Here is a 20,510-nt window from a genome sequence, read left to right as displayed (position 1 = left end):
GACACCAACCGGTTGAATTTGGCGGAGCAGGAGTACCTACGAGCAAAAAAAATCTATGGGCAGCTGGCAGAGGAAAATCCGGCGGCATATCAGCCGAACTTGGCAACCAGCTGCAACAACTTAGGCAATTTGTATGCGAACACCAACCGGATGAAACTGGCAGAACAGGAACATCTGCGAGCGAAGGACATTCGAGAGCAGCTGGCGGAGGAGAGCCCAGCGGCATATCTGCCGGACTTGGCAATGAGCTGCAACAACTTAGGTAATTTGTATTCAGATACCAACCGGATGGATCTGGCGGAGCAGGAGCACCTGCAGGCAAAGGAGATTCTAGAGCAGCTGGCGCAGGAGAACCCAGCGGCATATCTGCCGTACTTGGCGATGAGCTGCAACAACTTAGGTGTTTTGTATTCATACACCAACCGACTGGATTTGGCGGAGCAGGAGTACCTACGAGCAAAAAAAATCTATGGGCAGCTGGCAGATGAGAACTCGACAGCCTATCTGCCAGACTTGGCAATGAGCTGCAACAACTTAGGTAATTTGTACTATCAGACCAACCGGATGAAACTGGCAGAACAGGAACATTTGCAGGCAAAGGACATTCGAGAGAAGCTGGCGCAGGAGAACCCAGCGGCATATCTGCCGGACTTGGCGATGAGCTGCAACAACTTAGGTGTTTTGTATTCATACACCAACCGATTGGATTTGGCGGAGCAGGAGTACCAGCAAGCAAAGGAGATTCGAGAGCAGCTGGCACAGGAGAACCCGGCGGCGTATCTGCCGGACTTGGCAGGCAGCTGCAACAACTTAGGTCTTTTGTATGCGGACACCAACCGGTTGGATTTGGCGGAGCAGGAGTACCAGCAGGCGAAAGATATTCGAGAGCAGCTTGCGAAAGAGAACCCAACTGCATATCTGCCGGACTTGGCAGACAGCTGCTACAACTTAGGTCTTTTGTATTATCAGACTAACCGGATGGATTGGGCGGAGCGGGAATTATTACAGGCGAAGGATATTTACGAACAGTTTGCGAAGATTTCGCCGGAACGGTATACACCGTATTTGCAGATGATCTGTGATAATTTAGAGCTATTATCAGAGCAGGAAGAAGAATAAAAAAGAGTTATGAATAATCCCCCTCCCACCGGTTACGGCAGGAGGGGGATTCTCTTTCGTATTTTTTCTTCCATTGTCGTATTATGCGTCGTCGTCATCCTCTTCACAGCTGCGGATGAGGTCAGCCGGACTTGCGTCGGAAAACATCGTGCTGACGATACCGGAACCATAGCGGCTGAACATGGAAGCGGGGATGTAAATGCTGCTTTTGATTACCTCCGGTGCGGGAATCGTATCTCCGTCGCAGTCCACAGCCATACGGAAACGAATTTCACCGTCACAGTAATCCATCTCAAAACAGCCGTATGTCAGGCCGTAATTTGCGCGTGTGAGAAACTCCGCCATGCGTGCCATGTCCTGCGGGTTGTCGGTATTTGCGTTGAGCGGGGAGATACACAGAACTTTGTAATGATCGCTGCGTACATGGACGAAAAAATTCACGGTTCTGAGTCTACTGTTGGTGGACAGATTGAAGTGGAACACGCCTTTGTCCTCGTGGAAGGTGTAGTTCCAATCGTCCGCATCGAGAAATTCCCGCACAGCGTTTGCGATGTCTGTCGAGTAGTGTTTCATGGTACATTCTCCTTTTCTAAAATGGGGTATGTGTTTTGTGTAAGAAAAGCATACCATACGAAAATGAGAGGATTTTTTTGAAGAGGAAAAAAGCATTTCGTGTCTTATTGACAAAAGAGACGGCAACGATATAATAAAATTGGTATTTGTAGGTAAAACGAGGTGATCGTGTGCATAAACCAGAGGTTTTTATCAGTTATAATTCACAGGAACATCATCTTGCTCAGACAATCTGTACTGTTTTGGAGCAAAACGGGATTGCTTGCTGGATTGCTCCGAGAGATATACCGACCGGATCAAATTATGCGAGTGAGATTCCCAAGGCAATTAAGACCTGTACTTTCTTTCTGCTGGTGCTATCTGCAAAATCTCAATCATCTCCATGGGTGGCAAAAGAAATAAGTCTTGCTTTAACCTACGGAAAAACTGTCTTGCCGGTAGTTTTAGAACCGTGTGAATTAACGGATAGTTTTGCCTTTTACCTTACTGATATACAACGATATAATGCATATGAAAAACAGACGGGTGTTTTTCAAGAAATTATTGAAGAAATTTGCGAGACACGCTCGGGCAAACTTTTTTGTAAACAAGATAGCTGTGTTCCCAACCGGCGTTATCCGATTATTGAATGGATTTCAAATCATCCGCTTCAGGAACTAAATAAAATATTCGCAAAATCACTGACAGAACTTCGGAAAAAATATCGAGAAAATCCGAATGCTTCTATCATAAAAGATTGGTTCCATGCGAAATTAGTTGATGGAATTCTTTTATTCTCTATTTTAGACACGTTTTTTAATTTAAATTTATACTCATATAATGCCTGCGAAATCTACATTCAATTGGCAGTTATATATATCCATGCAGGAGAGATTCGTTATGTGCATGAAGCGCAAGAGTATTTGACAACTGCAATTCAGGCATTATCTTCATCTGAATCTTATGATGCCACGACATTTCAACGAGTTGTTTATGCTAAATGGTTAATCGCTATTACCTATAAACAAGAAAGAAATTATGGATGTGCCTCTGACCTTTGTGAAGAATTGATTCATTTTATTGATGATGAAAATGAAATCTTTGACTTGCCGTATTCGCAAGCATTATTGTTACCGCAACGGGAGTTAGTTGTTCTAAACAAAGAAAAAGTTATGTGTGATTTTCTTTGTACCAAGTTGACGGATATTGAAGAAAATCCAAGAGAGTTTTTTTGTACGCAAAAACGACTATTTGAATTTTATGTATTAAAGAACGATTTTCAACGAGCTTCCGAACTGATCCCATCATTGCTGCATACTTTTTCTATATGCGAAAATAGATTGGAAGCAATTTATAAAGTAGGTTTATTTCAAGACTTTTTTGAGTATTATACATATATCGGCAAACAAGATTTAGCGCAAAAATATTATCATTTTGCGTATACAGAGGCAAAACGTAATTTTTGGGTGCGAAAGCAAGAAAAATTAGAATCGTTGAAACAGATTTATCTTGATTTGCCAGAATAGGAGAAACTATGTACGATTTTAATACAGATGCCAAAGTATTATGGGATTACCATCATTTAAATCAGCCTTTAGAGAGGGCGGATTGCATTCTGGGCTTTGGCAGTCATGATCTCCATGTCGCAGAGCGGGCTGCGGAACTATACTTAGCAGGTTATGGCAAACAAATTATTTTTACCGGTGGACTGGGACGCATTACAAAGAATATTTGGAAAAAACCTGAAGCTGTAAAATTTGCAGAAATTGCAATAGAGCGAGGTGTTCCTGCCGAACATATATTTGTTGAATCCGAATCCACAAATACAGGGGAAAATATTCGCAACACAAAGCAACTTCTGGGACAGAAAAATATATCATTCTCCAGATATATCGTTGTGGATAAACCGTTTAAAGAAAGAAGAATTTATGCTACATTAAAAAAACAGTGGAGTGAATTATCTTTTCTTGTCACGTCACCGCAAAAGACATATGAAGAATATTATGAGTATTATCAGTATTCTGATGAACTAAGCGTAGAAGATTTTTTGAACATTATGGTTGGTGATTTACAACGAATTGATCTCTATGGGAAAAATGGCTTTCAAATTCCGCAAAAGATTCCGTCCGATGTATGGGATGCATACAAAAGACTGGTAGAATATGGATTTGACAGTCAGATTATTCAGCCGTAAGTATATATTTGCTTCTCTCTGTTCAGCGCCTGCGGATAAAAAAATATCCATTTTATCAGATACACCTGATAAAATATAAAAAAATTACTTATATATCCAGCGTATCTGTGGTACAATGCAAAAGAGAGGAGCGTGACAGACATGATAAAACGAGAACTCTATATGAGCCGGATTCGTCCGTTTATTGGAAATGAGCTGATTAAAGTGCTGACCGGCCTGCGCCGAAGCGGAAAATCCGTCATGCTGGAGCTGATTCAGCAGGAGCTGCGGCAGTCCGGCGTATCAGAACAGCAGTTTATCTGCTATAATTTCGAGCAGATGCGCTATGCACACCTGTGTCAGGCACAAAATCTGTATCAAGAGGTATTGTCCCGCGCCAAGGCTATAGAAGGGAAGGTATACCTGTTTTTTGATGAGATTCAAGAGGTCGAGCAGTGGGAGAAGTGCATCAACTCGTTCCGTCTGGATCTCGACTGTGATATTTATCTGACCGGCTCCAATGCCAAATTGCTGTCCGGAGAGCTGGCAACCTATCTTGCAGGGCGATATGTGGAGTTTGTCATCTATCCGTTTTCTTTTGCGGAATTTTCTGATATGTATCGGACGATTGTTCCGGATGCATCTATCGGGCAGTGTTTTTCTACCTATCTGACCGAGGGCGGTATGCCGTACCTCAGCAATCTGCGGTATGAAGTCGAACCAAGTCGGCAGTATTTACAGGATCTCTATAATTCCGTGGTGCTGAAGGACATTGTCAAGCGCAACAAGATTCGTGATGTGGATTTGCTGGAACGGATTATCGCGTATGTCACAGCCAATATCGGCACGACATTTTCCGCGACGTCTGTGTCCAATTATCTCAAGAGTGAAGGGCGAAAGGTCTCGCCGGAGACCGTCCTCAATTATCTCCGCGCGTGCGAAAGTGCCTTTTTATTTTACCGTGTGCAGCGGCAGGATATACGGGGGAAGAAAATTCTTGCGGTACAGGAAAAGTACTATGTTGCCGATCATGGCATTCGAGAGGCCGTATTCGGCGGAAATATGCGGGATATTCAGCTGGTTTTGGAAAATCTCGTGTATCTGGAGTTTTTGCGCCGCGGCTATCATGTGACCGTGGGCAAGGCCGGAAATCAAGAGATTGACTTCATCGGAGAGAAACAGAACCAAAAGATTTATGTACAGGTGACCTATTTGCTGGCATCTGAGCAGACCATCCAACGGGAATTCGGCGTTTACGACCACATTCGGGACAATTTCCCCAAGTATGTCGTGTCGTTGGACGAGTTCGACAGGAGCCGAGACGGCATCAAGCACCGAAACATCCGCGATTTTTTGATGGCGGAGAGCTGGGAGTAATTTGCCCCCAGCTCCGCTAATTGAACAAAAACTTTATTTTGTTCAATAATAAACACACTGTATATTAACATACAAAAAACCGTCGAGCGAGTTATTTCTCGCTCGACGGTTTTGCTTTTTCGTGTTTAGTCGCACATATCCTCTGCCACCTGGCACAGCAGATCGGCGTTATTGGAGATGATGCAGTCCACACCGCGGGAAATCATGTCGCGGATGTTCTCCTCATCGTTGACCGTCCACGTGTTGACCTTCATGCCGCGGCTGTGGTACAGATCGACCAGCTCCGGCTGGTACTGCAGCAGCATGTACCGCGGGTGCATGTTGTCTGCGTTGGAACGCTCGATGTACTTGTCGATATCCAGATACGGCTTGTCGTATAACAGACCCGTCTGCATTTCCGGGCAAAGAGTTTTGAAGTTCTGCATGGAAATGTGATTGAACGAAGAGACAAAGACCTGATCTGTCATGCCGTGGGCGGTGACCGCGTCAATCACGCGCTGTTCCAGACCCTCATAGAAGACCTCGTAGTTCTTCAGCTCCATGTTGAGCAGCAGCTTGGTCTGCTTGCAGAAGTCCAGCAGCTCATCGAACGTCCAGATGTGCTGTCCGGCGAACTCCGGCGACTTCCAAGCGCCAATATCCAGCTGCAGCAGTTCTTCATAGGTGTAGTCCTTGATGAAGCCGGTGCCGTTGGAGGTGCGCTCGACAGAAGCATCGTGGAAGATGACCAGTTTTCCGTCCTTGGTGATATGGACATCGCTCTCGATGCCGTCGCAGTGGGTCTCCTCACAGACCTTCTGAAAGGCAAGCGGGCTGTTTTCCGGATATTTGCCGGAAAAACCGCGATGGGCAAGCAATAATGGTTTTTTCATAAAAAACACCGCCTCTTTTTTCATTCGTGTTTATTATACCGCTAGGGTTATAATTCTTCAATAGAAACGACACCGTCCACGGCAGACACCCGCTGCAGCAGCTGCTCCAAGGTACAGAATCGCCCATTCAGTCGAAGAGAGAAAATCGCACTGGAATGATGTTGTTCGGATGCTGTCGAACGGGTGATTTGCAAGTTGAGAACCTTGGCGTAATGCTGCCGCAGGACGCGGAGCACCTTGTCCAAGCTGGCGCGGCTGCTGTACTCCATGTAGATGTTGACTTCCCGCGAATGATGCAGCATGTGGTACTCCAGCTTGGAGAAAAACAGCTCCGCAATCAAAATCAGAATGGTGACGAGCACACCACCCTCATAGAAGCCGCCTCCCAACGCGAGCCCGATAATGGCGGAGACCCAAAGACCGGCAGCCGTCGTCAAGCCCTTGACGCGCTGGTGTTTGGTGACGATGATTGTGCCGCCGCCGATAAAACCGATACCCGCGACGACCTGTGCGCCGAGGCGCGCCATGTCCGTGTAATAATGCAGATTCAGGTACAGATACTGACTGGTCAGCGTGGTCATGGCGGCGCCCAGACAGATGAGAATGTGTGTGCGGAAACCGGCAGGACGGCGTTTGTATGCGCGTTCCATGCCGATGACGCCGCCGCACAGCACGGCGAGAATCAGCCGCAGCGCGACCGAGGCGACGGTGACGACGCGAAACGGATCGAGAAATGACAGCACAGAAACGCCCTCCTCCCCTACTAAATCTCTTCAATCAGATGAATGCAGTCCAATTCCGCAAGAAACGACATGATCTGTGTGTGCGTCCGGCGATACTGAATGCGGATGGAGAACACGGCACTCGGCATCTGCGCGTGATTTTCCTCTCCGCGCGTGATGTCTACTTCGTAAATCTGCGCGCGGGTCTGTTTGATGCGGTTGATGATGTCTCCCAGATGGCTGAGCGAGGTGAATTCGATGTACAAATTCATGTCGCGCGCATTTTCCTGAATCAGGTGATCCACAGCCGGAAACACCTGAAAGCACAGAATCATCAGCACGAACGCGATGCAGACGCAGGAGTAAAACCCTGCGCCGATGGCAAGACCCATGCAGGCGGACGCCCACAGCCCCGCGGCGGTGTTTAATCCCGTCACCTGCTGCTTCCCTGTGACGAGAATCGTGCCCGCGCCGAGAAAGCCGATGCCGTTGATAACCTGTGCGCCAAAGCGGGACACGTCCGTGCGCAGGCCGATTTGTGTCGCGACGTCCGCCCACTGCGTCGTGAGCATCAAGGATTCGTATTGGCTGAGCAGCACGGTGAGTGCTGCGCCCATAGAAACCAGAATATACGTGCGGAATCCGGCAGGATGGTGCTTTCGTCCGCGGTCTAAGCCGATCAGGCCGCCGCAGAACACGGCGAGCGCGAGACGAAACAGGATGGAAGCCAGATTAAAAGCATGAAGATAGTCCAGCAACCGCCGCACCTCCTTTCGGCAAGACCGGATTACGGATAGACAGGCAGGGTCTTGGCGGCAACCAGATTGACGTCGGTGCCGAGAATATTCGCGGCCAGGATCTGGCCGACCTGTACCGGTGCCTGTACCGTGATTTGGTTTATCAGTTGCATACAGTCAAACATCTTTTCTTTGGGCAGCGGACGATCGGTCTTGACCGGCAGCCGCGGAATCATCGCTCCGGTGATGCGCACCGTCGATGTGATGACGCGCACCGGATGCAGCAGCTCATTTCTGCCGTATTCTGCGCCGCGCGGGCAGGAATTTCCCGTCACTGCGTAGTCGTTTTGTTCATCTACGCACAGATGACAGCCCTTTGGGCAGGTAATGCAGATCAAGTTTGTCATGCCTGTTCCTCCTCTACGCATACGCGAATTGCTCCCTGTGCCTGTTCCAGCAGCACGCGCGGCAGCGTGATGGTTTCCATCTCGCCCGGTGCCATGCGCTCTCTGGAGAACGCGGCAATCTGGGTGTCGGTCTCATCGCGGACGAGAATCTTGCTCTTGCCCAGCTCCCCGCGCACGCGGAAAAAGATGTCTACGGTCTTCCAGTCCGCATCCATGTGGATGTGCTGCGGGACGGTGTAGCCGACCAAATTGCCGTTGCTGACCGGCAAGACGTGTGCGCCGTCTGCGGTCTCTCCCCTGCAGTACGCGGCGGCGGACTTGCCCGCACGGGCTGCCTCTGCCGTCACAAAGTCCACCAGATCATGCACGTGCAGCACGTTGCCGCAGGCGAAAATGCCCGGAATCGAGGTCTCCATGTTCTCATAGACCTTCGGACCGTTGGTGCGCGCGTCCATCTCGATGCCCGCGCCGCGGGACAGCTCGTTTTCCGGAATCAGGCCGACCGACAGCAAAACGGTATCGCAGTCGAAGGTCATCTCTGTTCCCGGAATCGGGCGGCGGTCTGCGCCGACCTGTGCGACGACAACGCGCTCTACGCGGTCTTTGCCCTGAATATCCGTGATGGTGTGCGACAGATACAGCGGAATGTCAAAATCGTTGAGGCACTGGACAATATTGCGCGTCAGGCCGCCGGAATACGGCATGACTTCGACACAGGCGAGCACCTTTGCGCCCTCCAAGGTCATGCGGCGCGCCATAATCAGGCCGATGTCGCCGGAACCGAGAATGACCACGCGCTTGCCGACCATGTAGCCCTCAATGTTCAGATACCGCTGGGCGGTGCCTGCGGTGAACACACCGGCAGGGCGCGTGCCCGGAATCGCAATCGCGCCGCGCGTGCGCTCGCGGCATCCCATCGCCAAAATCACCGCCTGTGCCTCCAGCACTTCATAGCCACCGGCAGAAGAGACGATATGCACCTGTTTGTCGGCGGAAATATCCAGTACCATGGCATCCAGCCGGACGTCGACGCCGGTGGACTGCAGCATGGTGATGAACCGTCCGGCGTATTCCGGACCGGTCAATTCCTCTTTAAAGTAATGCAGGCCGAAGCCGTTGTGAATGCACTGATTCAAAATACCGCCCAATTCGCGGTCGCGTTCGACAATGCAGATGGAGTGACAGCCGTCCTCCCATGCCGCATACGCAGCGGACAGACCCGCAGGGCCTCCGCCGATAATCACCAGATCATATTTCATGCCTGTGCCCCTCCTTTGGTCTCTCCGATGAGGATCTGCGTTCCTGCGCCGTCCTGTAAAATGTCCAGCGGGCTCTCGTGCAGCTCACGCGCCAGAATGTCCAGCACGCGCGGGCCGCAGAAGCCGCCCTGGCAGCGTCCCATGCCGGAACCGGCGCGGCGCTTGATGCCGTCGACGGAGCACGGCGGAATCGGAGAATGAATCGCGGCGACGATCTCCCCTTCTGTGATGGTCTCGCAGCGGCAGATCACGCGGCCATACCGCGGGTCCTTGGCGATGAGCGCCGCTTTTTCCTCTGCGGACAGCTCTTTGAAGCGAATCTGCTTCCGCGTGCCGTCCCAAGAAGCCTTCGGCTCCAGCGGCAGGCCCATCTCATGCAGCAGCTGGGCGGCATATTCCGCGATAGCTGGCGCGGCGGACAGACCCGGAGACTTGATACCGGCCAGATGCAGCAGCCGCGGGCAGTGTGCCGACGGACGGATGATGAAATCCGACTCGGAGGTCTCCGCGCGGACACCGGCAAAATTGCGGATGGACTGGCGCAAATCGATGCCGTCGACGCTCTTTCGGCTGGTCTCGGCAATCTTGTCCAGACCCGCGAGCGTGTTTTCGCGGTCGTACGGAGAGGAAACGTGCTCCGCGTTCGGACCGATCAGCAGGTTGCCGTGCACGGTCGGAGAAACCAGCACGCCCTTTCCGGCAGCGGTCGGGCACTGGAACACAACGTGGTTGACGAGCGTGCCGCTCGACTTGTCCAGCAGATAATATTCGCCGCGCGACGGGTGCGCCTGCCACTCCTGCTCGCCGGTCATCGCGCTGATTTCGTGCGCCCAGCCGCCCGCACAGTTGATGACGAAGCGCGTCTGGTAGGTGTCGGAATCGGTATGTACGGTGAGAAATGCGTCGTTCTGCTCGATGCCTGTCACCTTGCTGCTGCACTTGACGGTGACGCCGTTGCGCACGGCGGTCTCCGCCTCTGCGATGCACAGCCCCCATGGGTCAATGACCGCCGCAGACGGCGCGTACAGCGCGGCACAGACGTTCTGGGAAATGTTCGCGTCCATGGCGCGGACTTCGTCCCCCGTGAGGATACGCAGCCCCTGCACCCCGTTTTTGACGCCGTTGTCGTACAGCTTGTCCAGATGCTTGACATCGTCCTCGTCAAAGGCGAGCACGAACGAGCCGATGCGCTTGTAGCGAACGGAGAGCCGCTGGCACAGCTCCTCCATCATCTCCGAGCCGCGGACATTGAGCTTGGCGAGCAGTGTGCCCGGCTCCGGGTCGTAACCGGCGTGAACAATGGCGCTGTTGGCCTTGGTCGTACCCATTGCCACATCGTTTTCCTGTTCCAAAACAATGACGTTCAGGTCATACTGGGAAAGCGTGTACGCAAGGGAGGCACCAATGACGCCACAGCCGATAATCGCCGCATCATACATCATCATACATTCCCCTTTCCAAATTGTTACGATTTGTTTCAAAAAATTCCACAAAAAAAGTCAAAGAAACGCACCGCCTCCGCGGTGTATCCTTTGACTCAAATCTCCAAAACAAATATTCCCTTTTGAATGCCTATACTATATCACAAAAAAATCCCGAATGCAAGCACAGTTTTGCAGAAATTCCACAAAGCGCTCAGGCAAACCACAGCGGCTCGCTGGTCGTGGACACGCCGAGGGCACCGGCGGACAGCGCGGCGAGAATGTCCTGCTTGTCGGAAATCAGGCCGCTGGCGATGATGGGCTGGCGGATTTTCTTGCGCAGACGCTCGATGACGCGCGGCATGGTGCCCGGCAGGATGTCCACCGCGTCCGCGTGCGTGGACTGGCGGCACACGTTCTCGAAGGCGAGCGAATCCAGCAGGAAGAACCGCTGAATGGTCAGAAATCCCAGCTGTTTGGCGTGGCGAATCTGGTTGATACGCGTCGAAATGATGCCGTCGGCGTCCGTGTTCTGCTGGATAAAGTCGATGGAAATGTCCTTGCTGCTCAGTCCCTCAATCAAGTCGATGTGCACGAAGACGATCTTCCCGCTCTTTTTGGCGCGCTGCACCAGCTGCGAAATGTTCAAGATGGTCCCGTATAGAATAAACAGAACCGTGCAGTCGGAGGACAGGGCTTTCTCCAGTCCGGCGTCGTTTTTTACTGCCGAAATCACAGGAGAATCCTGCAGCGCCTCGGCAAAGGCCAGTGTTTTGTTGGACATGTCGTCTCCCTCTTTGCATAAATTATACCTATATTTTACCGTTTTAGTATAGCACACGTGTTTGGACAATGGTAAGATAAATACAAACACAGCGTCGAAAAACTGCACAAAAAAGTCGAAAACAAATTGTGAAAATCCTATAAATTGTAACTTCTTTGTGAAAATTATCTTGCGGAGCCCCGTACGCTGTGGTATACTTTGGTCAAATCAAACAAACAGTGCTTGCGGAGAAACGAGTCAAAGCAATTTTGGGTTAGGCCTTTTTGCGGGAAAGGTGTCGGACTCTACAATTGTGGCGGCTTGATTTTTTTGCGCCTTTTTTGCTTTTGCACGCACTGTTGACTCGGGTTCCTAATTTGAGAGAGAAACGGTTTAACAAGGAAAAGAGAGGTGGAATCTTCATGTTTAAGATGTTAAACCCCAGACGATTTTATCACGCGGTGGGACGAAAAAAGTTCCTGGAATTCATTCTGCTCGCAGTATTTATTCTGTTCTTTTACGGCCCTCTGATGAACATGCTGATGCTGGCGTTCGCGAACGACTACAGCGCACCGAATGTTCTGCCGCACGCATGGGGCTTCAAGTGGTGGGGCTACGTGTTCAGCCAGAAGAGCTTGGTATCGTCCATCGTACAGTCCTTCGTCATCGCGATCATCACCACGGCGGTCTCGATGGTGTTCTGTATCCCGGCAGCCTACTCTATCGCCCGGTTTAAGTACCGCGGCAGAAAGATCTTCATGCTGTCGTTCCTGCTCACCAACGCCTTCCCGAAGCTGGGTATCTACACCTCTATCGCCGTTCTGTTCTACAAATACGGCCTGATGGGTACGTATTTGGGCGTCATCGTCATCCACATGATTAACTCGATGATGTTCATGGTATGGCTCCCGTCCAGCGCGTTCCGCTCCGTGCACCGGCAGCAGGAAGAGGCCGCGCGCGATGTCGGCGCGGGCCCGATTCGCACCTTCTTCAAGGTAACGCTCCCGATGGCCATGCCGGGCATTGCGGTTGCGACGCTGTACACCTTCCTCGGCTCGATGGAAGAGGCGCAGGGCACCATGCTGGTCGGTCTGGCGAAGATTCAGACCATGCCGGTTGCCATGTACGGCATCGTGCTCGACTCCTCCGCCGTGCAGATCGGCGCGGTATTTGCGATTCTGCTGATTATCCCGTCGGCAGTCATGATTTTCCTGATGCGCAAGTACATCGGTCCGGAGGCAATCGCAGGCGGCTTTAAGATGAAGTGATTTGGAGGTAAACGGAAAATATGAGTGACCGTAAGATAAAATTACAGATCAAGGACATGACAAAGAAATATGACAACGGCGACGGCGTTGAGCATATTAACCTGGATGTCTATGAAGGCGAGATCGTCACCTTCCTCGGCCCGTCCGGCTGCGGCAAATCGACGATCTTGCGCACCATCGGCGGATTTCTCGACGTGACCAGCGGCGACATCACCATCGACGGCAAGTCCATCGTCGCCCTGCCGCCGGAAAAACGCCCGACAGCGATGGTATTCCAGAGCTACAACCTGTGGCCGCACATGACCATCTACGAAAATCTGGCGTTCGGCCTGAAATTGAGAAAAATCCCCAAGAAGCAGTACGACAAGGACATCAAAGACATGCTCGCTCTGGTCTCCATGAGCGGCACTGAGAAGAAATATCCGGGTCAGCTGTCCGGCGGCCAGCAGCAGCGCATCGCCATCGCGCGCTCCCTGCTCCTCAAGCCTTCCCTGCTCCTGCTGGATGAGCCGTTCTCCGCACTGGATGCGAAAATTCGCCAGCAGATGCGCGAAGAGCTCAAGAAGATTCAGAGCGATCTCGGCATCACCGTCATTTTCGTCACGCACGATCAGGAAGAGGCTATGGCACTGTCTCACCGCATCGTCGTCATGAACAAGGGCAAGTTCGACCAGGTCGGCACGCCGGAAGAAATCTACGACAGCCCGCAGACGCTGCACGTGGCATCCTTCATCGGCGAGATGAACTTCATCAAGCAGGACGGCAAGACCATTGCCGTTCGTCCGGAAGATCTGACCGTCTTGCTCGGCAGCGGCAAGGGCGATATGGACGCGGTTGTCCGCACCACCATGCTCATGGGTCACTACGTGTCCATGACCGCGCAGTGCGGCGAGAACGTCATCAAGTGTTTCGTCGACCGCGAAATCAGCGACAAACTTGCTGTTGGCGACGCCATCAGCTTAAAGATCGGAAAGCATTCTGTTTTTGACCAATAAGTTTATTCGGAGAAGGAGTATTATTATGAAATCGAAACGATTCCTCGCAATGGTTCTGGCAGGCTGTATGGCAGCGACTGCACTGACCGGCTGCGGCAGCAGCGGCTCGTCCAGCGGTTCCGATTCCTCCGGCGACGCCAAGACGGTTTCCCTGTGGGCAACCGGTTCCGACAACGTTCGCGAAGTATACGAGACCCTGGTCGATGACTTTAACAAGAATTCTGAGTACGCAGGCAAGTACGAAGTCAAGCTGAACTTCATGCTCAACGGCACCGGTACCCAGACCCTGACCGACATGCTCGCGTCCGCCAAGAAGGCAAATCAGGAAAATACCGACTATGACATCGTAGACCTGGGCGGCGACGACCTGTCTAAGGTTGTCTCTCAGATCGGCGAAGACGCGTTTGTCAAGCTGGACAGCTCGAAGGTTCCGAACGCCGCAGGCGTTTCCGCCAAGAGCAGCGTGGCAACCGACTACGCCCAGCCGTTCCGCGGCACCACAGTCGTTCTGGCCTATGACTCCGAGAAGGTCACCAACCCACCGAAGACTTGGGACGAGCTGACCGCATGGATCAAGGCAAACCCGGGCCGCTTCGCGTACAACACCCCGGGCACCGGCGGCGCAGGCGATTCCTTTGCCCGCACAGCCGTGTACAACTTCATGGATCAGGAAGCCATCACTTCCGACGACACCAAGTGGGAAGACAGCTGGGGCAAGGGCTTTGAGTACCTCAAGAGCCTGCACCAGTACATGTACAAGTCCGGCGGCTCCATCGTTTACCCGAACAAGAACCAGGGCACGCTGGATCTGCTCAACCAGGGCGAAATCGACATGTGCCCGAACTGGGCGGACATGGTTCTGTCTCAGCGCGCAGACGGCACCCTGAAGGACACCATCAAGATCACCCAGATCGAGCCGGCACTGACAGGCTCCTTCCAGTCCCTCGTCATTCCGACCTTCGGCTCCAACACCGACGGCGCATACGCTTTCATGAACTACATGCTGTCGGATAAGGCACAGGAACTCCTCGTTCATGATATGGCTGCCATTCCGCTGATTGACACCTCCAAGATCGATATGACCGGCTTTGAGGACGTAGAAAACCTCGATGTCAACAACTTCCGCATCATGTCCATCGGCGACCTGTCCACAGACTTCAACCAGCGCTGGGACAACGAGATCGGTGCACTCGGCTAAACACTACCATAGGAACGAAGGGGAATTGATATTATGAGCAAGAATTTGAAACAACAGCTTGCAGCGTATGGCATGGTTATACCGGCGTTCCTCGTCGTTATGCTGACAGTAGCATACCCGATCGTATCCGCTGTCATTCAGAGCTTTCAGGACGAAAAGACCGGTGAATTTACGTGGGACAATTACGCGTACTTCTTTACCGAGCCTGCACAGCTGAAGAATCTGCTGTATACACTCTTTGTCGTTTTCGTCACAGTGGCTGTTGCCATTGTCGTCGCCTATCTGCTGGCTTTGTACCTGCGGTTTACCAAATCCAAGGTCTCCAAGCTCATTGGCACGCTGTATTTGGTTCCGCGTTTCGTACCGGCAATGTGTGCGGTATACGCTATGATTACCATCATCCGCGACTCCGGTCTGATTAACCGCCTCGGTCTTCTGTTCGGCGTGAACATCAAGCTGGGTCTCATGTACCACGCGAGCGGCATTATCATCATGAACCTCTGGTTCAATATCCCGTTTGCGGCCATGATGATTACCGCGGGTCTCGGTGCAATTCCGGACTCCATCATCGAAGGCGCACGCGATGTCGGCGCAGGCAAGCTCAAGACGTTTACGTCGATGATTCTGCCGCTTTCCATCAAGGACGTCATCATCGCAGCGACATTTGTCTTTATGACCAACGTCGGCTCGTTCACCACCCCGTACTTGATGGGCGGCAACTCGCCGAAGATGCTGGGCATCGCGCTGTTTGACCAGTTCAACAAGTATCTGGCCTACAACCGCTCCGCTGCATTGTCCGTCATCATGTTCCTGATTTGCTCGGTTTCCGCAGGTGTTTACATCTACACGAACCTGAAAGAACAGGACTGGGAAAAGTAAATTGGATTCTGCCTCTGTACCACTCTTACAGGGCACCATGTACACGCCCGAAAGTGGATTGTCCACTTTCGGGCGTTTTTTACTCGGAGAAAGGAAGGAAAACTCGATGAAACAACAGCTATGGACCGCGCATTCCGGCGCAGACGGCGTTCCCGACAACAGTATGCTGTTTGTCCGCTACGCCCTGCGCACGCAGGCAGACGCCCTAGAAGTCGATGTGCGGCGGCATCCCGTCACCGGTGAGCTGCTGCTCGGCCACGATACCATCGGAGAAAACCCCGTCACCCTGCGCGAAGTGCTGGAAGAAGCAGCCGCACACCCGTCGATGCGCGTCAACTGCGATCTGAAAGAACCGCATCTCGAACGCGAGGTGCTCCGGCTCGCCCAGCAGACAGGAATGCAGCCGCGCCTGATTCTGTCCGGCACCGTACAGCCGGAGCACATGGCCGACGCCGACTTCCGCGCCCGACAGGTCTACTGGAACATAGAGAACTGCTTCCCTGATTTTTACGAGCAGTGCGCCGCAGATCCGGACGCGGCGCCGCGCGGCGTACAGGAAATGTGTGCGCGGTGTCGGGCGGTCGGCGTCGGCGTTATCAATCTCTGCGAGTTGGTCGTGGACGAGCGCGTGCTGGTGATTGCCGCACGCGAGCACATCCGTTTGTCGGTCTGGACGGTCAACCGTCCCGCGCGCATGGCTTGGCTTCGCGCACACGGCGTGTACAACATCACGACGCGCCGCATCGCGCAAGCGTTGTCCCTGCCGCATACAGGCGCGCAGACGGCCGCAGAGGCGTCCTGTTCTTCGTGCGCCCTATTTGACCAGAGCTTTGTCTGGCACCCCGCACACAGCGCCTCTGACGTTCCCTTCGCCTTTTCCTGCCCTGCCTCGGTGCAGGAGCTGCACATCTCGTTCACCTATGCCCCGGGAGACGAAACAAATGCCGCGTGTGTCCGGCAGGTAGAAGACGCCATCACCCGCTACTATGACCGCTATCCCAGAGAGCTGGAGCCTATGACCGTGCAGCAGTATCTGCCGGTTAAGAATCTCATTACCCTGTCGCTGGAAAAAGACGGGGTCTATCTGGGAAATGGGCACCGATGGGACACAGCACAGGACCATGTGATTTCGACAGACTATGCCTCGTTCGGCTTTTCCTCGCCGCAGGACATGCAGGGACAATGGCGCGGTATGCTGCACCTGCATGAGATCATTTCCCCTACTTGTACGGGCACACTTCGTGTAGAAGGGAGACAGCTATGAATTGGTATCCGGTTGAACTGCACACCCACACCCAGCACAGTGACGGCGATTTTGTCCCGGCTTCTCTGGTCATGACGGCAAAGCAATGCGGCTTTTGCGGCATCGCAGGCACCGACCACAACTCTCAAGCCGGTCTGCCGGAGCTGTTCGCGTGGGCAGAGAAAGAACACCTCGTGCCGATTGCCGGCATCGAATGGACGACCTATTGGGGACACATGCTCGTGTTGGGCGAGCAGGGCTATACCGACTGGCGCGGCGTACAGCCCGCAGACATTGATGCCGCCATCCGTGCGATTCACGCCCATGCCGGTGTCGTCGGCATTGCCCATCCGCTCGCCATCTCCAATCCGGTCAAAACCGGATACCATTGGGAATTTCAGGTATCCGATTGGGACGCCATTGATTTTTTAGAAGTGTGGTCCCGCGACCGCGCGCCGGTCAAAATTCAAAGCCTGCGCGCCATCGAGCTGTGGGAGCAGCTGCTTGACCGCGGCTGTCACATCACCGCGACGAGCGGAAGAGACTGGCACCGGCAGGATGATCTGGCATACGCCCGGACGTATATCGGCACAGAAGGCAGCTTGACGCAGGACGCCGTACTCGATGCCCTGCGAAACGGCCGCGTCTGCCTCGCTATGGGGCAATTGCTCACGCTGTCCATCCAGACACAGGGCCGCATCGCGCAGTGCGGCGACACGATTCCGGCAGGACCGGCACAGCTGCATTGGCAGCTGACGAACGCGCACGCTTGTGCAGACGCCAAGCCGGACCATGTCCGCGTGGTCAGCAACGGAACCGAATTGCACCGCTATCCGCTGACCCAGACGCAAGCCGACCTCACGCTGCCGCGCGGCTGGGTGCGCATGGATCTCATGGGAACATACGAAGACCGGCCGGAACAGATGCTCGCGATGACGAATCCGGTGTTTGTCGGCTCATGATGCACAGAAGATCGACGCCAAGACGCCCAGCGCGTCGATGCCCAAGCGCGGAAAGATCAGCACGCCGAACAGCAGAAGAAAAAACACCTCCACGCGCAGCGCGGCAAACAGCTTCTGCACCCAGTCGTACCGCGTAAACGAGTACACCGCCGCCAAGGCAATGACCAGCAAAACCAATTTCCCATGCGCCAAAAGCACGGAAAAACGACACGCCTGCAAAATCTGCTCCAGCGGGACGTTCCACAGCAAAAGCAGCATAGCGACGGTCGCCGCGAAGCCGCTCCACCCGCTGGTGCAGACCAGGCAGAACATGCCGCTCAGCAGGACATGCAGGTATACCGTCAATTCCCCTGCCGCTGGTGTCGGCAGACCCACGCTGATCCACGCGTACACAGCCAGCAGCAGTGCGGCGTGGGAACCCAGCACAGCCAAATAATCCCTTGCATGGTATTTCATATCTTTTCCTCCTCTATCTGGTTTTTTCCAGTATACAGGAGGATTTTTTTGTCTTTTTTTCTGCGGAGCAAAACGGCGGATGGTATATTCTTTTTCTCCCGAAAAATTCTTTCTTTTTTGTATGATAAACTGAAAGCATCTTAGAGAAAGAGGAGGAATCTTCATGAAAAAGCAAGCCATTCACGTGTACACCATTCCGACCTGTGACATTGCCCAGCAGCTGCACAGTACGTATCACCAGCTGTCCGACCAGTTTGATATGTCCGGCAAGACCTTTGTTTCTCTGATTGCAAACGACGACCCGCACACCGTTTTTGTTTTGGAAAAATTGGCTCCGAATGTATTCCGGCAGGTGGAGGGAGAAGATTTCTCCGCTGTCGCCGAAGCCTTGTTGGAGCGATTGCCGAACAGATAACCTGCTGAACACAGAAATCCCCCTCCTGCCGTAACCGGTGGGAGGGGGATTCTCTTACTTTTTGAACTTGGAAAACAAACGGCTGAAGAATCCTCGCTTTTCTTCCTTTTCTAATTCTGATAACAGTTGTAAATTATCACAAACTATTTGCAAATACGTTGTATACCGTTCCGGCGAAATCTTTACAAACTGCTCGTAAATATCCTTTGCCTGCTGGAGTTCTTTCTTCGCCAAATCCGGCTGATTAGTTTTATAATATAGACCGCCTAAGTTGTTGCAACTATCTGCCAGGTCGGGTAAATATGCTGCTGGATTCTCCTGTGCTAGCTGTTTTCGAATCTCTTTTGCCCACTGATATTCCGCTCTTGCCAAGTCTATCTGCTTGGTATTCGCATACAAATTACCTAAGTTGTCGCAAGTGGTTGCCAAGTTTGACAGATATGCTGTAGGTTTCTCTTTTGTTAGTTGCTCTTTAATTTTCTTTGCTTGCAGATATTCCACTTCTGCCAAATCCATTTGATTGGTGTCTGAATATAATAAACCTAAATTATTACAACTTTTCGCCAAGCCCAGTAGACATTCTACCGAATTTTCTTTCACCAGCTGCTTATAAATGTCTTTTGCTCGTAGAAATTCTTTCCTTGCTAAATCTGCTCGATTAGTTTGAGCAAATAAAGTGCCTAAGTTATTATAGATCTTCGCCAAGTCCGGCAGATATGCCGCCGGGCTCTCCTGTGCCAGCTCCTCTAGAATCTCCTTCGCCCGCAGATACTCCTGTTCTGCCAGTTTCATCTGGTTGGTATCCATATACAAAATACCTAATATATTTGCTGCAGCTACTATTTCCTGTTTGCTACTTTGCAGTTCCATATACTGCTGATACCGCTTTGCCAGAGGGATTGCTGTTTTGTAGTCATGTTGGTCATGCAGATACGAAATGTATTCCCACATGGCGATTTTTTTCAAATGTCTCCGTTCTTCTAAGCCGACAGCCTCCGCATAAATCTCTCGAATCTCATCAAAGCGGTTCGGATCTTTAACCTGTGTTTTCTTGATGGCAATCTTCTGGAGCATCTCTTGTACGTTTTGTTCCAGACCTTCGTCTATCTGTTGTGCAAGATTTTCTTTGTGTGCGATGTCATCCAGGATTTCTCGCAGGTCAAGAATGCGGTCTGCGCCCTCGGCATCGCCCTGTTCCATGAGTTCATACGCCTTGCGCTGGCGTGCGGTCAATGTGCCGTCATTGTTTTTTTCCTCGATTTTGAGGGCAATAGCAAACAGCTCCTGTTCCAGTTCGCGCAGGGCTTTTTTCGCGTCCTGCCACTGCTCACTCGCCTGTAAAAATGCAGAGTCGGTCAGCGGGTCAGCTGTCGCAGCTTTGGCGTCTAAATATGCCTGCTCACATGCATGATATTCGGCTTTCAGCTTTTGAAAATCGCTGTTTTCCGCCCACATCGGGATGTTTTCCAGTGTCAGAACCGTCTTTCCGTCCACAGTCACCATGGAATTGTCCACTTCAATCGGCACATCCAGATGCATGAGCTTCATTTGCAGCAGCAGGAGCAGTTTCACCGAATCAATATGCGTGTATTTTTTGAAATAGTGGCCGAGCTGTTCGTCCAGCGTATTCATGAAGTCCAGCACGCTCTGTTCCGGCGCATAGCCCTCGTCCTGCCGGAAGCAGGTTAAAAT

Annotated in this window: 21 protein-coding genes; 11 read left to right on the top strand and 10 right to left on the bottom strand. The window is 52.2% G+C overall.

Going from position 1 to position 20,510, the window contains the following annotated elements; all coding sequences use genetic code 11:
* Positions 1–1,119, top strand: a 1,119-nt coding sequence (locus ACR0P9_RS01020) for a tetratricopeptide repeat protein (RefSeq protein ID WP_432616990.1), incomplete at its 5' end; no start/stop codon positions are given.
* An 81-nt stretch (positions 1,120–1,200) separates the two neighbouring features.
* On the opposite strand, the gene ACR0P9_RS01015 is transcribed toward ACR0P9_RS01020, so the two are convergent.
* A complete protein-coding gene (locus ACR0P9_RS01015) occupies positions 1,201–1,692 on the bottom strand; it encodes a YbjN domain-containing protein (protein ID WP_432616989.1) in 492 nt (163 codons plus the stop codon).
* A 170-nt stretch (positions 1,693–1,862) separates the two neighbouring features.
* On the opposite strand from ACR0P9_RS01015, the gene ACR0P9_RS01010 reads away from it, so the two are divergent.
* The 3 genes from ACR0P9_RS01010 to ACR0P9_RS01000 all read left to right on the top strand — a co-directional run bounded on the left by ACR0P9_RS01010 (position 1,863) and on the right by ACR0P9_RS01000 (position 5,221).
* Entirely contained in the window at positions 1,863–3,197 is a 1,335-nt protein-coding gene (locus tag ACR0P9_RS01010) for a toll/interleukin-1 receptor domain-containing protein (protein ID WP_432616988.1), read from the top strand.
* Positions 3,198–3,205: 8 nt separating this feature from the next.
* Entirely contained in the window at positions 3,206–3,865 is a 660-nt protein-coding gene (locus tag ACR0P9_RS01005; RefSeq protein WP_432616987.1) for a YdcF family protein, read from the top strand.
* Positions 3,866–4,006: 141 nt separating this feature from the next.
* Complete coding sequence (locus ACR0P9_RS01000) at positions 4,007–5,221, top strand: ATP-binding protein (RefSeq protein ID WP_432616986.1); 1,215 nt, start codon at positions 4,007–4,009, stop codon at positions 5,219–5,221.
* Between the two features lie 125 nt (positions 5,222–5,346).
* Here ACR0P9_RS01000 and ACR0P9_RS00995 read toward each other — a convergent pair whose 3' ends face one another.
* From ACR0P9_RS00995 to ACR0P9_RS00965, 7 genes are all read right to left on the bottom strand, one after another.
* A complete protein-coding gene (locus ACR0P9_RS00995) occupies positions 5,347–6,093 on the bottom strand; it encodes a glycerophosphodiester phosphodiesterase (RefSeq protein ID WP_432616985.1) in 747 nt (248 codons plus the stop codon).
* 47 nt (positions 6,094–6,140) lie between these two features.
* Positions 6,141–6,836 carry an MgtC/SapB family protein gene (locus tag ACR0P9_RS00990; RefSeq protein WP_432616984.1) on the bottom strand — a complete coding sequence of 232 codons (696 nt, stop codon included), beginning with the start codon at positions 6,834–6,836 and terminating at the stop codon, positions 6,141–6,143.
* 20 nt (positions 6,837–6,856) lie between these two features.
* Positions 6,857–7,582, bottom strand: coding sequence for an MgtC/SapB family protein (locus ACR0P9_RS00985; protein WP_432616983.1), 726 nt, complete (start codon positions 7,580–7,582; stop codon positions 6,857–6,859).
* A gap of 20 nt (positions 7,583–7,602) precedes the next feature.
* Entirely contained in the window at positions 7,603–7,959 is a 357-nt protein-coding gene (locus ACR0P9_RS00980) for a DUF1667 domain-containing protein (protein ID WP_432616982.1), read from the bottom strand.
* Positions 7,956–9,218, bottom strand: a complete 1,263-nt coding sequence (locus ACR0P9_RS00975; RefSeq protein WP_432616981.1) for an NAD(P)/FAD-dependent oxidoreductase — start codon at positions 9,216–9,218, stop codon at positions 7,956–7,958. Before ACR0P9_RS00975 ends, ACR0P9_RS00980 begins: the two co-directional genes overlap by 4 nt.
* Positions 9,215–10,663, bottom strand: a complete 1,449-nt coding sequence (locus ACR0P9_RS00970; RefSeq protein WP_432616980.1) for an NAD(P)/FAD-dependent oxidoreductase — start codon at positions 10,661–10,663, stop codon at positions 9,215–9,217. Before ACR0P9_RS00970 ends, ACR0P9_RS00975 begins: the two co-directional genes overlap by 4 nt.
* 190 nt (positions 10,664–10,853) lie before the next feature.
* Complete coding sequence (locus ACR0P9_RS00965) at positions 10,854–11,513, bottom strand: glycerol-3-phosphate responsive antiterminator (RefSeq protein WP_432616979.1); 660 nt, start codon at positions 11,511–11,513, stop codon at positions 10,854–10,856.
* Positions 11,514–11,824: 311 nt separating this feature from the next.
* Between ACR0P9_RS00965 and ACR0P9_RS00960 the strand changes: the two genes are divergently transcribed.
* From ACR0P9_RS00960 to ACR0P9_RS00935, 6 genes are all read left to right on the top strand, one after another.
* The gene (locus ACR0P9_RS00960) at positions 11,825–12,670 is read left to right on the top strand and encodes an ABC transporter permease (RefSeq protein ID WP_432616978.1); all 846 of its coding nucleotides are present in this window, start codon (positions 11,825–11,827) and stop codon (positions 12,668–12,670) included.
* 20 nt (positions 12,671–12,690) lie between these two features.
* Positions 12,691–13,665: an ABC transporter ATP-binding protein gene (locus tag ACR0P9_RS00955; RefSeq protein WP_432616977.1), complete on the top strand. Its 975-nt coding sequence runs from the start codon at positions 12,691–12,693 to the stop codon at positions 13,663–13,665.
* Between the two features lie 25 nt (positions 13,666–13,690).
* The gene (locus ACR0P9_RS00950; RefSeq protein WP_432616976.1) at positions 13,691–14,863 is read left to right on the top strand and encodes an extracellular solute-binding protein; all 1,173 of its coding nucleotides are present in this window, start codon (positions 13,691–13,693) and stop codon (positions 14,861–14,863) included.
* Positions 14,864–14,896: 33 nt separating this feature from the next.
* Positions 14,897–15,742: an ABC transporter permease gene (locus tag ACR0P9_RS00945; RefSeq protein WP_432616975.1), complete on the top strand. Its 846-nt coding sequence runs from the start codon at positions 14,897–14,899 to the stop codon at positions 15,740–15,742.
* Positions 15,743–15,848: 106 nt separating this feature from the next.
* Positions 15,849–17,006, top strand: a complete 1,158-nt coding sequence (locus ACR0P9_RS00940; RefSeq protein ID WP_432616974.1) for a glycerophosphodiester phosphodiesterase — start codon at positions 15,849–15,851, stop codon at positions 17,004–17,006.
* Positions 17,003–17,947 (top strand): CehA/McbA family metallohydrolase, encoded by a 945-nt coding sequence (locus tag ACR0P9_RS00935; RefSeq protein ID WP_432616973.1) that lies wholly within the window; start codon positions 17,003–17,005, stop codon positions 17,945–17,947. Before ACR0P9_RS00940 ends, ACR0P9_RS00935 begins: the two co-directional genes overlap by 4 nt.
* Here the strand turns inward: ACR0P9_RS00935 and ACR0P9_RS00930 are convergent.
* The gene (locus ACR0P9_RS00930) at positions 17,942–18,403 is read right to left on the bottom strand and encodes a hypothetical protein (protein ID WP_432616972.1); all 462 of its coding nucleotides are present in this window, start codon (positions 18,401–18,403) and stop codon (positions 17,942–17,944) included. The two genes, ACR0P9_RS00935 and ACR0P9_RS00930, sit on opposite strands and share 6 nt — an antisense overlap.
* Before the next feature lie 163 nt (positions 18,404–18,566).
* Between ACR0P9_RS00930 and ACR0P9_RS00925 the strand changes: the two genes are divergently transcribed.
* Positions 18,567–18,818 carry a hypothetical protein gene (locus tag ACR0P9_RS00925; protein ID WP_432616971.1) on the top strand — a complete coding sequence of 84 codons (252 nt, stop codon included), beginning with the start codon at positions 18,567–18,569 and terminating at the stop codon, positions 18,816–18,818.
* Positions 18,819–18,872: 54 nt separating this feature from the next.
* Here ACR0P9_RS00925 and ACR0P9_RS00920 read toward each other — a convergent pair.
* Positions 18,873–20,510: tetratricopeptide repeat protein (locus ACR0P9_RS00920; protein ID WP_432616970.1), on the bottom strand; the 1,638-nt coding region annotated here is incomplete at its 5' end.

The sequence above is a fragment of the Butyricicoccus sp. genome, from assembly GCF_050872565.1.
Taxonomy (GTDB): Bacteria; Bacillota; Clostridia; order Oscillospirales; family Butyricicoccaceae; genus Butyricicoccus_A.
The sequence above is the reverse complement of the archived record's forward strand: the minus strand, read 5'-3'. Positions and strand labels throughout refer to the sequence as shown.

What these genes read in the sequence shown, in the direction of transcription:
- ACR0P9_RS00940 (WP_432616974.1), top strand. Translation starts at nt 15,849, where the DNA reads ATGAAACAACAGCTATGGACCGCGCATTCCGGCGCAGACGGCGTTCCC.
- ACR0P9_RS00970 (WP_432616980.1), bottom strand. Translation starts at nt 10,663, where the DNA reads ATGATGATGTATGATGCGGCGATTATCGGCTGTGGCGTCATTGGTGCC.
- ACR0P9_RS00935 (WP_432616973.1), top strand. Translation starts at nt 17,003, where the DNA reads ATGAATTGGTATCCGGTTGAACTGCACACCCACACCCAGCACAGTGAC.
- ACR0P9_RS01015 (WP_432616989.1), bottom strand. Translation starts at nt 1,692, where the DNA reads ATGAAACACTACTCGACAGACATCGCAAACGCTGTGCGGGAATTTCTC.
- ACR0P9_RS01000 (WP_432616986.1), top strand. Translation starts at nt 4,007, where the DNA reads ATGATAAAACGAGAACTCTATATGAGCCGGATTCGTCCGTTTATTGGA.
- ACR0P9_RS00955 (WP_432616977.1), top strand. Translation starts at nt 12,691, where the DNA reads ATGAGTGACCGTAAGATAAAATTACAGATCAAGGACATGACAAAGAAA.
- ACR0P9_RS00950 (WP_432616976.1), top strand. Translation starts at nt 13,691, where the DNA reads ATGAAATCGAAACGATTCCTCGCAATGGTTCTGGCAGGCTGTATGGCA.
- ACR0P9_RS01005 (WP_432616987.1), top strand. Translation starts at nt 3,206, where the DNA reads ATGTACGATTTTAATACAGATGCCAAAGTATTATGGGATTACCATCAT.
- ACR0P9_RS00930 (WP_432616972.1), bottom strand. Translation starts at nt 18,403, where the DNA reads ATGAAATACCATGCAAGGGATTATTTGGCTGTGCTGGGTTCCCACGCC.
- ACR0P9_RS00945 (WP_432616975.1), top strand. Translation starts at nt 14,897, where the DNA reads ATGAGCAAGAATTTGAAACAACAGCTTGCAGCGTATGGCATGGTTATA.
- ACR0P9_RS00995 (WP_432616985.1), bottom strand. Translation starts at nt 6,093, where the DNA reads ATGAAAAAACCATTATTGCTTGCCCATCGCGGTTTTTCCGGCAAATAT.
- ACR0P9_RS00975 (WP_432616981.1), bottom strand. Translation starts at nt 9,218, where the DNA reads ATGAAATATGATCTGGTGATTATCGGCGGAGGCCCTGCGGGTCTGTCC.
- ACR0P9_RS00925 (WP_432616971.1), top strand. Translation starts at nt 18,567, where the DNA reads ATGAAAAAGCAAGCCATTCACGTGTACACCATTCCGACCTGTGACATT.
- ACR0P9_RS00980 (WP_432616982.1), bottom strand. Translation starts at nt 7,959, where the DNA reads ATGACAAACTTGATCTGCATTACCTGCCCAAAGGGCTGTCATCTGTGC.
- ACR0P9_RS00960 (WP_432616978.1), top strand. Translation starts at nt 11,825, where the DNA reads ATGTTTAAGATGTTAAACCCCAGACGATTTTATCACGCGGTGGGACGA.